The sequence below is a fragment of the Rhizomonospora bruguierae genome, from assembly GCF_018397995.1.
Lineage (GTDB): Bacteria > Actinomycetota > Actinomycetes > Mycobacteriales > Micromonosporaceae > Rhizomonospora > Rhizomonospora bruguierae.
This window is the reverse complement of the sequence record NZ_BBQH01000013.1, coordinates 132,814-145,573: the sequence shown is the minus strand read 5'-3', so window position 1 is coordinate 145,573 and position 12,760 is coordinate 132,814. Positions and strand designations below refer to the sequence as shown.

The window sequence follows — 12,760 nt, the reverse complement described above, 5'->3', positions numbered from 1 at the left end:
TTGAATCGCGGATTGCGAGTGTGGTTGCTCAGCGCTACGCAGTTCGCGCCCTTAGCGAGGCGGACGGGGGGCGTTTGACTGTGGCCGAGGAGGCGAACCAGGCAGTCGCGCGCATCGGGCTTCCCACCGATACGCCCCCAACCAGTGAGCTACGGCGACTCCGAGCGAGCGCCAACGAGACACCGGCCAACCCGGGAGCCTCGCCAACAGGCGGCATAGCAGCAGGTCAGGCGCGGGTACACCGAGTAGAAGCGGAGGGCCAGGGATTCGAACCCTGGAGGAGTGTCACCACCCCTAGCGGTTTTCAAGACCGCCGCCATCGGCCACTAGGCGAGCCCTCCCGAGCAGCGGAACGCGACCACCCCAAACGGCGTGCCGCGGTTGCCGCAGCGACGGGTGACCGACCCCGTGCGGTGGTCGGTGACCCTGGTCCAGTCTGCCAGACGCCGCCGGTCACTCGGACGCCGCACTGTGGGCGGTGAGTTTGTCGATCTCGGCGAGCACCGCGTCGACGTGCGCGGGCGCCCTGCCTTTGAGGTCGTCGGGCCAGGTCTCTTCGGCGTACCGGCGGGTGAGGTACAGGTGGTGGGCGTGTTGGAGGACCGGCCGGTGGTCGGGGGGCAGGCGGGGCAGCGCCCAGTCGGCGGCCTCGTCCTTGGAGCGGATCGTGCCGGTGGCGAGGGTGGTCCAGATGCGGGCGAAGGTCAGCACGACGTTGCGGGTGTCGCCGGGCAGGTTGGCGAGCAGGTCGGGGATGCCTGCCACGCTCGCCCGGGCCACGTCCGCGGGCGGGACCGGGTCCAGGAGGTCGGCGGGTGGCGGTCCGGCCAGGGGGTGGTTGCCGGCGAGGGCCTGCGGGATCTCGATGGCCAGGTTGGGCATGGGCGACGGTTGGGGCGGGCCGTTGGCGGCGATCTCGTCGCGGAGCCATTCGCCGTAGAGGAAGTCGCCGGTTGGCGGGTACCGCCAGGGGCGGACGGTGGATTGCACCACGACGGTGAGTTCGACCGGTCGGGTACCCGTCTTCTGGCGGAGGCCGTTGGTGAGGGTCCGGCGTTCCCGGTCGTCGAGGGTGTGCCGGGTCACGACGAGGATGTCCACGTCGCTGGCCGGCTTCAGGCCGCCCTGTACCGCCGATCCGTGCAGGTAGATGCCCAGGGCCTTCGATCCGAGGGTGTCGGCGACCAGTCGGGCGACGTGCTGGGCCTGGTTCACCGGAACAGTGTGCGTGAATGTGAACCGCGCAGCGACGCATATCGTCGGGGCGTGAGCCTCTCGTCGTACCTGTCGTTCCTGGTGTTCGCCGTGGCGTTGGTTCTGGTGCCCGGTCCCGACTTCGCGGTCGTTACCAAGAACACCCTTGCCGCGGGGCGCTTGCGGGGCGCCTGGAGTGCGGGCGGGGTGGCAAGCTCCAACGCCCTTCAGGGGACCGCCGCGGCGGCGGGGCTCGGTGCGGTCGTCGTGCGGATGCAGCCGGTGTTGCAGGCGATCAAGTGGGCGGGGGTGGCGTACCTGATTGTCCTGGGCGTCCAGGCGCTGCGGTCGGCGGTACATGGGCGATACGCGCCGCTGCCGGACGGGCGGGGCCACCAGCCGGGTGCGGCGCTGGGCGGGTGGCGGCAGGGGTTCCTGTCGAACATCACCAACCCGAAGGTGCTGGTCTTCTACCTGGCCGTGCTGCCGCAGTTCATGCGACCCGGGGCGGGGTTGGGTGCGCTGCTGGTGCTGGCGCTGAGCCATGCGGCGCTGTCGTTGACGTACCTGCTGCTGCTCACCACCGGGCTGAGCCGGGCGCGGAGGGTGCTGGCGCGGCGGCGGGTGCGGCGCGGGCTGGACGCGGCGACCGGGGTGGCGCTGCTGGGCTTCAGCGCCAGGCTGGCCACCCAACCCACCTAACGACAAGGGCTGTCGGCCTCAGGCTGGCCGCCCAGCCCGCCCGAGAACGGGGCTTCGGCGTCAGGCTGGCGATCCAGCCGACCCAGCGCCGAAGCCACCCAACTGAAAAGAAGTACGGGCAATCAGCAGTACGTGACCGAGCCCTTCGAGCCCCACTTGCACGTGTCGATGGTCTTTCCGGCGGGATTGCGGACGGTCGCCGTGTCGCCGGTGTTGTTCCAGATGTAGTTGCCCGAGTTCCAGTACCGGTGCTGCGCGTCGGGCTTGCCGTTCGTGCCGTTGCCGGTGTGGATGTAGACGCGGCGGCCCGGGGCGAGGCGGTAGTCGGTGGTGAATTTGTAGACGTGGTTGGCCTTGTCGCGCAGCGTCCAGTTCTTCAGATTGATGGTGGACTTCGTCGTGTTGGTCAGCCGGACCCACTCGGCGTTGCGGCTGGCGTTGCTGCGGTTGTCCGGGCCCGGCGAGTTGTACTGGACCTTCGTGATCTGGATGGCCGGGGTGGCGGCCTGCGCGGGGCCCGGGATCGCGAACGCGCCGGCGGCGATGGCGGCCACGACGGCGGTGGCGCGCAGCGCGAGCGCGCGGGACAGGGCACGGCGGATCATCGGGGCTCCTTGGCGTCAGAAATGCCACCCGGCGGCAGCGGAAAGATCGACTCTGGGGTGGCGCGCGATGACCGTAGCGTGATGGTTGGGGCGCGTCAGCACGGTCGGCGGAACACTGTCCGGTCGGTCGGGTAAGACTGACGGCATGTACGCGATTACGATCCCGCGGCCGGGCGGGCCGGAGGCGCTCGTCTGGGCGGAGGTGCCCGATCCGCGACCGGGCGACGGCGAAATTCTTATCGACGTATCGGCCAGCGCGGTGAACCGGGCCGACATTCTTCAGCGCCAGGGCCATTACGATCCCCCGCCGGGGGCGCCGATGTATCCGGGACTGGAAGTGTCCGGGCACGTCGACGGCGAACCCGTGTGCGCTTTGCTGGCAGGCGGCGGGTACGCGGAAAAGGTCGCCGTGGCGCGGGGACTGGTTCTGCCGGTGCCCGAGGGTGTGGACCCGATCGACGCGGCGGGCCTGCCGGAGGTGGCGTGCACGGTCTGGTCCAACCTGGTGTGGGTGGCCGGGTTGGGCGAGGGCGAGACGGTGCTGGTGCACGGCGGCGGCAGCGGGATCGGGACGTTCGCGATCCAGTTCGCGCGGGCGCTGGGCGCGCGGGTGATCGTCACCGCGCGGCGGGCCAAGCACGAGCGCCTGCGGGACCTGGGCGCGGAGGTGACGGTCGACTACACGGAGCAGGACTTCGTGGCCGCGGTGTGCGCGGCGACCGGCGGGCGCGGTGCGGACGTGATCCTGGACATCATGGGCGGCTCGTACCTGGGCCGGAACGTGGATGCGCTGGCACCGGACGGGCGCCTGGTGGTCATCGGGATGCAGGGCGGCCGGAAGGCGGAGCTGAACCTCGGGGCGCTGTTGGGTAAGCGCGGGCGGGTGGCCGCCACGGCGCTGCGGTCCCGGCCGCTGGCGCAGAAGGTGGAGATCGTACGCGGGGTGCGGGAGCAGGTGTGGCCGCTCATCGCCCGGGGCGCGATCCGACCGGTGATCGACCGGCGGCTGCCGATGGCGGAGGCGGCGCAGGCGCACCGCCTCGTGGAGGCCAGTGACCACGTCGGCAAGGTGCTCCTCGTGGCACCTTCGGCAACGGGCAACGCCCGGTAGCGGATTACGCCGGTAGCGCCAGCGGGTGGGCGTCAGCGGGGAGCCAGCAGGCGGCGGGGGCCGGGGCCCTCGACGGCGAGGCGGTCATCCCGGTTGTTGAGGGAGCAACTGGCCAGGGAGAGGCAGCCGCAGCCGATGCAGCTCGTCAGGTTGTCGCGGAGGCGCTGCATGAGGGCGATCTGCTCGTCCAGGCGGTGGCGCCAGTGGCGGGACAGGCGGGCCCAGTCGGCGACCGTCGGGGTGCGCCCCTCGGGCAGGTCGTCCAGGGCGACCCGGATCTCCTCAAGGGAGACGCCGACCTGCTGGGCGATCCGGATGAACGCCACCCGGCGCAGCTCCGCGCGGGGGTAGCGGCGCTGGTTGCCGCTGGTGCGGCGGGAGCGGATCAGGCCGAGGTGCTCGTAGTACCGCAGCGCGGACCGGGCCACGCCGCTGCGCGCCGCCAGCTCCCCGATCGTCAGCTCCGCCACACCACCACCCCCGACCCTTGAGTTGAAGTGCACTTTAAGTACCAAGCTACCCGCATGCCTACCGTGACGATGACCGACGAGGCCCGGCTGACCGGGCTGCTGCGCCGGGTGACCGGCGACGAGAAACACGGACCCAGCGCCCACTCCACATTGGACGTGTTGTGGGTGCTTTACGACCGGGTGCTGGACGTGGCCCCGGAGCGGGTCGACGACCCGGAGCGGGACCGGTTCCTGCTGTCCAAGGGGCACGGGCCGGCCGCCTACTACGCGGTGCTCGCCGCACAGGGTTTCATCCCCGAGCAGTGGCTGGACGGCATGGGCGACGCGCACAGCCCGCTCGGCCACCACCCGGACCGCCTGCTGGTTCCCGGCGTGGAGATCGGCTCCGGGTCCCTGGGCCACGGGCTGGGGCTGGGCGTCGGCGTGGCACTCGGCCTGCGGGCCCAGGGCATCACCCGGCCCCGGACGTACGTGCTGCTCGGCGACGCGGAACTGGACGAGGGATCCAACCACGAGGCGGTGGCGTTCGCGGGCGCCACCCGCCTGGCCGGGCTGACCGCGATCGTGGTCGACAACCAGTCGGCGACGCACGGCTGGCCGGGCGGGATCGCGAGCCGGTTCACGGTCAACGGCTGGACCGCCGAGACGGTCGACGGCCGGGACCGGGACACCATCGAGCGCGCACTGCGCGGCCACACCGGCGAGCGACCCCACGCGGTGGTCGCCGTGACGGAGCGGAAGGGGAACTGACGATGATGCGGGAACGGTTCATCGAGACGACGACCGCGCTGCTGGACGAGGATCCGCGCACCGCGCTGGTGCTCGCCGACATCTCCGCCGCGCCCTTCGAGCCGGCCGCCCGGCAGCACCCGGAGCGGGTGGTCAACGTGGGCATCCGGGAACAACTGATGATCGGGACCGCGGGTGGCCTGGCGCTGACCGGGCTGCGGCCGATCGCCCACTCGTACGCCACGTTCCTCGTCGACCGGGCGTACGAGCAGGTCAAGCTGGACCTGGACCACCAGGGCAGCGGGGCGGTGCTGGTCAGCGTCGGCGCCTCGTACGACGGCTCGCAGATGGGGCGCACCCACTTCTCGCCCGGCGACGTGGCGCTCCTGGACACGCTGAGCAACTGGACGGTGCACGTCCCCGGGCACCCGGACGAGGTCGAGGCGATGCTGCGTGCCGCCGCGCCGCACGACGAACGGGTCTACATCCGGCTGTCCACACAGCAGAACTCCCGGGCGTACGAGAACCTGGCGATTCCGCGCCGCGGCGACCGGGGGCTGGTGCTGGCGGTCGGGCCGATGCTGGCGCCGGTACTCGCGGCGACGGAGGGCCTCGACGTCACCGTCGGGTACGTGAACACGCCGCGCCCGCTGGACGAGGGGTGGCTACGGTCGGTGGCGCAACCGAGCGTGGTGCTGGTCGAGCCGTACCTGGCCGGCACGTCGACCGCCACGATCGCGCACGCGCTGCGGGACCTGCCGCACCGGGTGCTGGCGCTCGGCGTGGGCCGCGAGGACCTGCACCGCTACGGGACGCCGGCCGATCATGCGCGCTGGCACGGGCTGGACCCGGCCGGGCTGCGCGCGACGATCGGGTCGTTCATCTGGTGACGCGCCGGCCCCGCTCGCGGCCGAGGATCCACAGCGCCTCGACGCCGTCCCTCCAGGTGATCTTCTTGCCCTCCTCGCGGCTGCGGGCGGTGTAGCTGATCGGCACCTCGAACGGGCGGATCCGCCGGCGCAGCAGCTTGCCGGTCACCTCGGCCTCCATGCCGAAGCCGTGCGAGCGGATCTCCAGCGACCGGTACAGCTGCACCGGCATCAGCTTGAAGCACGTCTCCAGGTCGCCGATGTACGAGTTGAACAGCACGTTCGCCGCGGTCGTCACGGCCTTGTTCCCCATCACGTACCAGAAGGAGTACGCGCTGTGACTGCCGAAGGTGCGGTTGCCGTAGACGACCGTGGCCCGCCCGTCCAGCACGGGGGCCAGCAACCGGGGGATGTCGTTGGGGTCGTACTCAAGGTCGGCGTCGAGAATGACCATGTATTCGCCCTCGGCCGCGTCGACGGCGGTGCGGATCGCGGCGCCTTTGCCCCGGTTGCGCGGATGGGTGATCACCCGCAGGTGGGGGTCGTCCGCGCCGGCGAGGATCGAAGGGGTGCCGTCCCGGCTGCCGTCATCCACCACGACCAGTTCGACATCGCACGGGTAGTCGACCGCGAGTGCCTCCTTCAGGGCGTCCGCGAGCCGCGCCTCCTCATTGAAGACGGGCATCAGGATCGAGAGCTTCACGGCGGTGTCTCCATCATGGGACAGGCGAAAGTCTTCCTAGACTAACCGCCGACCCGCGCCGCACGTGACACACCCGTTCGTAACCGATTTCTTGCCGCCTGTTCCCCTGGCCGGCAAGAGGGGCTACCGTCAGCTCATCAGATCGATATCGGTCAAACAGCCGTGGGTAGGCAGGGTCCTCTTCCGCCGTGAGTCGGAAGGGGACCCTGCCTTATCGTCCGGGTTCGGAATGGATCAGCGGGGGCTCAGGGCCAGCGCGCGGCGCTCGGTGCGCTGGTGGTCGGCGGTCCGGGGCTTGAACACGTGGCTCAGCAGGGCGTCCAGGTGCCAGACCCGCTTCGGGTGGCCGACCTTGATGGCGAACCGCTCGCGGACCCCGTCCACGGCGGTGGCGGCCAGTTCCAGCGAGCCGGTGCGCGGGTCGGGGCTCCAGTTCACGTTGGACAGGTGCCGAAGCTCGGCGTTGAGGTGCATGCGCAGCCGGTGCAGCAGCCGGGTCTCCTGGATGACCACCAGCCGGCGGTACGTCAGCAGGAGAACGAACTCACCGTGCATCGGGCGCTCGGGGCGCACGCAGCGGGTCACGAGCACGGTCGCGTCGTCCCCCTCCACACAGCGCCGGAAGACCGGCATGTGCCGGCTCACCGTGGGGATCGCCACGCCGCCCTCCGCGGCGGCCGGCAGGAACGTACGGGAGAACACGTCCATGTGAAGTTAACGACACGGCACGCCAGGGTGACGCGGGTTCCAGTTACGGAAGTTCCACGATCGTGGCATTGGCCATCCCGCCGCCCTCGCACATGGTCTGCAGCCCGTACCGGATGCCGTTCTCCCGCATGTGGTGCAGCATCGTCGTCATGATCCGGGCACCGGACGCGCCCAGCGGGTGACCCAGCGCGATCGCGCCGCCCCGGGGATTCAGCCGGGCGGGATCGGCCTCGGTCTCGGCCAGCCACGCCAGGGGCACCGGGGCGAACGCCTCGTTCACCTCGTACACGCCGATCTCCTCGATGCCGAGGCCGGCCCGGCGCAGCGCCTTGGCCGTGGCCGGGATCGGCGCGGTCAGCATGACGACCGGGTCGTCGGCGGCGACGACGGCGGTGTGGACGCGCGCCAGCGGGGTCAGGCCCCGGGCGGCGGCGAACTCGGAGGTGGTGACCGCCAGCGCGGCGGCACCGTCCGAGATCTGCGACGCGGAGCCCGCCGTGACCACCCCGTTCGGCCGGAACGGGGTCTTCAGGGCGGCGAGCTTCGACAGCGACGTGTCCCGCCGCACCCCCTCGTCGGCGGTGACCGCCTCGATCGGCGTGATCTCGGCGGCGAACCCGCCCGAATCCTGCGCGGCCGCGGCCTTCTCGTGGCTGGCCAGCGAGTACTCGTCCAACTGGCGCCGGGAGAACCCCCACCGGGCGGCGATCATCTCGGCGCCCACGCCCTGGCTGAACGGGACCGGCGCGGTGTCGTCGAAGCCCGCCTGACCCCGGTACCGCGCGCGGACCGCCTCGCCGTACGGCATGCCGTCGGCCGCGCTGGCACCCATCGGTACCCGGGTCATCGACTCGACCCCGCCGGCCACCACCAGGTCCGCCTGCCCGGAGATCACCGCGGCGGCGGCGAAGTGCAGGGCCTGCTGGCTGGAGCCGCACTGCCGGTCCAGGGTCGTGCCGGGCACGCTCTCCGGCCAGCCCGCGGCGAGCGCCGCGTTGCGCCCCACGTTCCAGGACTGCTCGCCGATCTGCGAGACGCAGCCCCAGATCACGTCCTCCACGTCGGCGGGGTCGATGTTCGCCCGCTCGGCCAGGGCGCGCAGCACCGCGCCGGATAGGTCGACCGGGTGGACCGTGGCCAGCCCGCCCTTGCGCCGGGCGACCGGGGTCCGGACGGCTCCGACGATGACCGCGTCCCTCATCACTACTCCCGGGTAACTTGGCGTGCCCCAATACTAGAGGACGTGACAGAGATGCAGTGGCGCGTGACCCGGACGCTGCCCGCCCTCAAGCTCGTCGCGGCGGCGGTGTTCGCCCTGCTCGCCCTGGCCTTCCACGGCGACCCGATCGCCCTGGCCGGCGCCGGGGCGGTCGCCGCCGGCCTCGCCGGCTGGGCGGTGCGCGACCTTCTGGTACCGGTCCGCCTGGCCGCCGACGCCGACGGGGTCACGGTCGCCGCGGGGTTCGCCGGGCGCCGACGGTTCGCCTGGCCCCGGGTGGAGCGGGTACGCGTGGACCGGCGCCCCCGCCTCGGCATCGCGACCGAGACGCTGGAGATCGACACCGGCGACAGCCTGCACCTGCTCTCCCGCTACGACCTGGGCGGCGCCGAACCCGAGGAGGTGGCCGACGCGCTGGCCGCGCTGCGCCGCGGCCGACCCGGTCAGCCGGAGTAGCTGGCGGTAGCCGCCACCGTCAGCAACACCAGCAGGACGAACACCGCGCCGCTGCCGCCCCACTGCACCAACCGGCGGCGCTCCCTCGGCGCGTACGCCATGATCGCCCCGACCAGTGCGCCGGTGACCAGGCCGCCGAGGTGCCCGGCGATCGAGATGCCCGGCACCGCGAAGGTCAGCACCAGGTTCACCACCAGCAGGCCGATGACCGCCGACGTGTCCCGCCCCAGCCGCCGCAGCACCAGGAAGAACGCGGCGAACAGCCCGAACAGCGCGGTCGAGGCGCCGGCCGCCGGCTGCAACTGGTCGATCAGGAAGACGGCCACGTTGCCGCCGATGCCGGCGATCAGGTAAAGCGCCAGAAAGCGCAGCGGGCCGAGGACGCCCTCCAGGGTGCGGCCCAGGATCCACAGCGCCCACATGTTGGCCAGCAGGTGGATGAGGCCGTAGTGGATGAACATGGCGGTGATCAGCCGGTAGTAGGCGCCGTCCGCCACTCCCGTGTAGACGGTGCCCAGGTCCGGCAGCACCTGGCCCGGGAACCAGCCCCCGGAGGCGGTGACCGTGCTGCTGCGGCTGATCACGCCGCCCAGCCACTGCCACTTCGTCACGCCGGTGAACAGCCCGTTGCCGACCACCGCGGCCGAGCCGGCGACCGCCGCGCCGATCACCACGCCGAGCACGTTCAGTGCGATCAACGCCTTGGTGACGTACCCCTCGCGCCCCACCTGGCTGCCGCCGAACGCGGTCCGCACCGGGCGCTGGGTGCGCCGGCCCTCGGCCACGCACTCGGGGCACTGGTGCCCGACGGCGGCGACGCGCATGCAGTCCGGGCAGATCGGCCGCTCGCAGCGGGCGCAGCGGACGTACGTCTCCCGGGAGGGGTGGCGGAAGCACACCGGAACGGTGGCGGAAGGCCCGGCGGGCTCGGTCATGCCCGCAAAGGTACCCGGCGCCGACGCGGGTGGCGGGGCCGCCGTCGATCGACGGCCCCGCCACCGGCGATCAGGAGCGCTGGATCTCCACCCGCTCGATGACCACGTCCTGCACCGGGCGGTCGCCCGGCCGGGTCGGGGTCTGCGAGATCGCCTCGACGACCTTCTCCGACTCCGGGTCGGCGGCCTTGCCGAAGATCGTGTGCCGCCGGTTCAGGTGCGGCTGCGGGCCGACCGTGATGAAGAACTGCGAGCCGTTGGTGCCCGGACCCGCGTTCGCCATCGCCAGCAGGTACGGCCGGTCGAAGACGAGCTCCGGGTGGATCTCGTCGGCGAACTGGTACCCCGGCCCGCCGCGGCCGGTGCCGGTCGGGTCGCCCATCTGGATCATGAAACCGCGGATGACCCGGTGCGAGATGGTGCCGTCGTAGTACGGACCGCTGCCCTTCTCGCCGGTGCGCGGGTCGACGTACTCGCGGGTGCCCTCGGCGAGTTCGACGAAGTTGCGCACCGTCTTCGGGGCGTGGTTCGGGAACAGCTCCAGCCGGATGGGGCCGAAGTTCGTGTGCAGAGTGGCGTGAAGCGCCTCGGCCACGGGTAACTCCTCAACTGTTGTCATGTTCGCCGCCGATCCTCCCATGTGCCCGTTCCGGCCACACGCGGGCACCCGAAGGTGGAGGATGCAGGAGAAATACCCAGGGAGGTGGGGGCTGGTGTTCGGTACAGGACGCCGAAAAAGCCGCAGCCAGCTGATGAGGGACGAGTTGAGCGTGGGGCTCGACCACCTCATGCAGGCCGCGACGCACGCCGCCGGCGGGGTCGGCGCGACGATGGGCCCGCGGCTCAGCGCGGCCCGGGACCGCCTGGAACCGACCGCGGAGCGGATGCGGTACGCCGCGGGGAACGGCTGGGGGTCGACCATCACGGCGCTCGCCCCGCTCGCCGCGGCCGCCCGGGAGGGCGCCATGCAGACGCGGGGCAGGGCCACGATGGCGAAGGCCAAGAGCCTGAAGGCCGGGGCGAAGGGCGCCCGGGCCACCGGAGTCAAGAGAGGGCCGGGGATGTCGCGGAGCCGGAGGTTCATGGTGACCGGCGTACTCGCCGCAAGCGCCGCGGCGGGCACCGTCGGCGCGATGATGATGCGCCGACGCAGGCAGCAGCGCTGGGAGGAGTACGACCCCAACCAGGCGATGGAGGACAACACCAAGCGGGCGCAGGCGGTGGCCGGCTCGGCGCGCAGCACGTTCGACAGCGCCATGGACTCGGCCGCCTCGGGCGCCCAGCGGGTCGCCGCCGGCGTCGACCGGGCGACCGACAAGCTGTCCTCCGCCGCGGAGAAGGCGGCCGGCAAGGCCGGCTCGGCGACGGCCAGCGCCCGGGAGGCGGCCCGCAAGGAGAAGAGCCAGCCGTCGGATGGCGTCATCAGCGGCTCACCGACGCACAACGCCCGCGGCTGACGACCCGGCGGACGGCGGCCGGCGCGGGTGCCACGACGCCCCGTGCCGGCCGTCCACGCGCGGGCGCCGGGGGGGCGGTTTCCCGCGGCTCTCGTCAGTGCACCGGGGCGGCCCAGGGATCGACGAACCACCGGCCCCGGTGCTCGGCGATCGCCACCCGGCCGCACTCCCGGCCACCCGCGCCGGCGAGCACCAGGAAGCGCAGCTCTCCCTCGGTCACCGCGCGCACGTCCACCAGGCCGCCGCAGCTGTCGCGCCGGACGAGCGTCCGCGCGGCGGTGGCCGGCGGGTCGGCGAGCAGCCGCTCCACGGCCTGCTCGTCCGACCGGGCCACCGCCGACCGGTACGCGCTGGCGAGGTGCTCCGGGTCGGCCGCGCCCTCCGGGGGCCGGCCATGGATCAGGTACACCAGCAGCAACACCCACGTCACGGCCGCCGCCAAGCCGGCCGGCAGGACGTACCGGCGCATCACAGCCAGCCGGTCCGCCGGAACAGCCGGTACATGGCCAGCGCGGCGAGGATCATCACGGTCAGCACACCCGGGTACCCGTACCGCCAGGTCAGCTCCGGCATCCCGTCGAAGTTCATGCCGTAGATGCCGGCGATCGCCGTCTGCACCGCCGCGATCGCGGCCCATGAAGCGATCTTGCGCATGTCGTTGTTCTGCTCGACGGTGACCTGCGCCAGCCGGGCCTGCAGGATCGAGTTGAGCAGGTCGTCGTAGGAGGCGAGCTGCTCCACCGTGCGGGTCAGGTGGTCCTGCACGTCCCGGAAGTACTTGCAGATCTCCTTCGGCACATCGCACACCTGCTCGCCGACGAGCAGGTGCATCGGCCGCTGTAGCGGGACCACCGCCCGCTTGAACTCCACCAGTTCCCGCTTGAGCTGGTAGATCCGCTGGATCCGGCCGCTGGCGTTGCGGGAGAAGACGCTCTCCTCGACCTCGTCGATATCGTCCTCGATCGAGGCGGCGACGTCCAGGTACAGGTCGACCACGCGGTCGGTCACGGCCCACGCCACCGACCACGGACCGTGCTTGAGCAACTCCTCCTTGGACTCCAGGTCCGCCCGGATCGGGGAGAGCTTGTACGCGTCGCCGTGCCGCACCGAGATCACGAAGTTCGGCCCGATGAACAGCATCACGTGGCCGGTCTCGACGATCTCCGAATTCTCGGTCAACTCGGCGTGTTCCACGTACCGGGCGGTGCGCAGCACCAGGAACGACACCTCGCCGAACTGCTCGAGTTTGGGGCGCTGGCCGGCCTTCACCGCGTCCTCGACGGCCAGTTCGTGCAGGCCGTACTTCTCGGCGATGTCCGCCATCTCCGGTGCGTCCGGTTCGTGCAGCCCGAGCCAGACAAACGCGTTGCGCTGCCGGCGGGCCGCCATCAGGGCGTCGTCGTACCGCCACTCGCCCGGCTGGCGCTGCCCATCGACGTAGAGCGCGCAGTCGATGATGGCGCTGCGCCGGGACCGTTCCTCGGCGGGCGGGGGTATCGCGTCGGCGACCCAGCGGCGGGTCATGGCCCGGACCGGGGCACTCCACCGCCTCGCCGCCGCCCGGTTCTCGCTCCGAGCACGCGTCTGATCAGCCATGACACC

The 12,760-nt window shown here is 71.8% G+C and carries 16 protein-coding genes and 1 tRNA gene; 6 read left to right on the top strand and 11 right to left on the bottom strand.

The annotated features are described in order from the left end of the window. Positions 1-252 precede the first annotated feature (252 nt). Together KJS59_RS05380 and KJS59_RS05375 are read right to left on the bottom strand one after the other, a co-directional pair. Positions 253-341: transfer RNA gene (locus KJS59_RS05380), tRNA-Ser, on the bottom strand. Positions 342-453: 112 nt separating this feature from the next. Further along, positions 454-1,215 (bottom strand): aminoglycoside adenylyltransferase domain-containing protein, encoded by a 762-nt coding sequence (locus KJS59_RS05375; RefSeq protein WP_249713892.1) that lies wholly within the window; start codon positions 1,213-1,215, stop codon positions 454-456. Positions 1,216-1,266: 51 nt separating this feature from the next. Between KJS59_RS05375 and KJS59_RS05370 the strand changes: the two genes are divergently transcribed. Further along, the gene (locus KJS59_RS05370) at positions 1,267-1,896 is read left to right on the top strand and encodes a LysE family translocator (RefSeq protein WP_213451166.1); all 630 of its coding nucleotides are present in this window, start codon (positions 1,267-1,269) and stop codon (positions 1,894-1,896) included. A gap of 122 nt (positions 1,897-2,018) precedes the next feature. Here the strand turns inward: KJS59_RS05370 and KJS59_RS05365 are convergent, their stop codons facing one another. Next, entirely contained in the window at positions 2,019-2,501 is a 483-nt protein-coding gene (locus tag KJS59_RS05365) for a lamin tail domain-containing protein (RefSeq protein WP_213451165.1), read from the bottom strand. A gap of 145 nt (positions 2,502-2,646) precedes the next feature. On the opposite strand from KJS59_RS05365, the gene KJS59_RS05360 reads away from it, so the two are divergent. Next, positions 2,647-3,612 carry an NAD(P)H-quinone oxidoreductase gene (locus tag KJS59_RS05360; protein ID WP_213451164.1) on the top strand — a complete coding sequence of 322 codons (966 nt, stop codon included), beginning with the start codon at positions 2,647-2,649 and terminating at the stop codon, positions 3,610-3,612. Between the two features lie 32 nt (positions 3,613-3,644). Here the strand turns inward: KJS59_RS05360 and soxR are convergent, their stop codons facing one another. Continuing rightward, the gene (gene soxR, locus KJS59_RS05355) at positions 3,645-4,082 is read right to left on the bottom strand and encodes a redox-sensitive transcriptional activator SoxR (RefSeq protein ID WP_213451163.1); all 438 of its coding nucleotides are present in this window, start codon (positions 4,080-4,082) and stop codon (positions 3,645-3,647) included. Between the two features lie 54 nt (positions 4,083-4,136). Here soxR and KJS59_RS05350 point away from each other — a divergent pair, with 54 nt between their 5' ends. After that, positions 4,137-4,832: a transketolase gene (locus KJS59_RS05350; RefSeq protein WP_213451162.1), complete on the top strand. Its 696-nt coding sequence runs from the start codon at positions 4,137-4,139 to the stop codon at positions 4,830-4,832. A gap of 5 nt (positions 4,833-4,837) precedes the next feature. Further along, positions 4,838-5,701: a transketolase family protein gene (locus KJS59_RS05345; protein ID WP_213451240.1), complete on the top strand. Its 864-nt coding sequence runs from the start codon at positions 4,838-4,840 to the stop codon at positions 5,699-5,701. On the opposite strand, the gene KJS59_RS05340 is transcribed toward KJS59_RS05345, so the two are convergent. The 3 genes from KJS59_RS05340 to KJS59_RS05330 all read right to left on the bottom strand — a co-directional run bounded on the left by KJS59_RS05340 (position 5,691) and on the right by KJS59_RS05330 (position 8,292). Continuing rightward, the gene (locus KJS59_RS05340) at positions 5,691-6,383 is read right to left on the bottom strand and encodes a glycosyltransferase family 2 protein (protein ID WP_213451161.1); all 693 of its coding nucleotides are present in this window, start codon (positions 6,381-6,383) and stop codon (positions 5,691-5,693) included. The two genes, KJS59_RS05345 and KJS59_RS05340, sit on opposite strands and share 11 nt — an antisense overlap. Before the next feature lie 234 nt (positions 6,384-6,617). After that, on the bottom strand, positions 6,618-7,091 hold the full coding sequence (locus KJS59_RS05335) for a hypothetical protein (protein WP_213451160.1): 474 nt from the start codon (positions 7,089-7,091) through the stop codon (positions 6,618-6,620). 43 nt (positions 7,092-7,134) lie between these two features. Beyond that, positions 7,135-8,292, bottom strand: a complete 1,158-nt coding sequence (locus tag KJS59_RS05330) for a thiolase family protein (protein ID WP_213451159.1) — start codon at positions 8,290-8,292, stop codon at positions 7,135-7,137. Positions 8,293-8,343: 51 nt separating this feature from the next. Here KJS59_RS05330 and KJS59_RS05325 point away from each other — a divergent pair, with 51 nt between their 5' ends. Next, positions 8,344-8,766, top strand: coding sequence for a PH domain-containing protein (locus tag KJS59_RS05325; protein WP_213451239.1), 423 nt, complete (start codon positions 8,344-8,346; stop codon positions 8,764-8,766). On the opposite strand, the gene KJS59_RS05320 is transcribed toward KJS59_RS05325, so the two are convergent. Together KJS59_RS05320 and KJS59_RS05315 are read right to left on the bottom strand one after the other, a co-directional pair. Then, positions 8,754-9,701, bottom strand: coding sequence for a rhomboid family intramembrane serine protease (locus KJS59_RS05320; protein ID WP_213451158.1), 948 nt, complete (start codon positions 9,699-9,701; stop codon positions 8,754-8,756). The genes KJS59_RS05325 and KJS59_RS05320 overlap by 13 nt on opposite strands. A 70-nt stretch (positions 9,702-9,771) precedes the next feature. After that, complete coding sequence (locus KJS59_RS05315) at positions 9,772-10,296, bottom strand: peptidylprolyl isomerase (protein WP_213451157.1); 525 nt, start codon at positions 10,294-10,296, stop codon at positions 9,772-9,774. 157 nt (positions 10,297-10,453) lie between these two features. Here KJS59_RS05315 and KJS59_RS05310 point away from each other — a divergent pair, with 157 nt between their 5' ends. Continuing rightward, the gene (locus tag KJS59_RS05310) at positions 10,454-11,158 is read left to right on the top strand and encodes a hypothetical protein (RefSeq protein WP_213451156.1); all 705 of its coding nucleotides are present in this window, start codon (positions 10,454-10,456) and stop codon (positions 11,156-11,158) included. A 94-nt stretch (positions 11,159-11,252) separates the two neighbouring features. Here the strand turns inward: KJS59_RS05310 and KJS59_RS05305 are convergent, their stop codons facing one another. Next, the gene (locus KJS59_RS05305) at positions 11,253-11,627 is read right to left on the bottom strand and encodes a hypothetical protein (protein ID WP_213451155.1); all 375 of its coding nucleotides are present in this window, start codon (positions 11,625-11,627) and stop codon (positions 11,253-11,255) included. After that, positions 11,627-12,754, bottom strand: a complete 1,128-nt coding sequence (corA, locus tag KJS59_RS05300) for a magnesium/cobalt transporter CorA (RefSeq protein WP_213451154.1) — start codon at positions 12,752-12,754, stop codon at positions 11,627-11,629. The genes KJS59_RS05305 and corA overlap by 1 nt, the downstream gene beginning before the upstream one ends. Positions 12,755-12,760 lie beyond the last annotated feature (6 nt).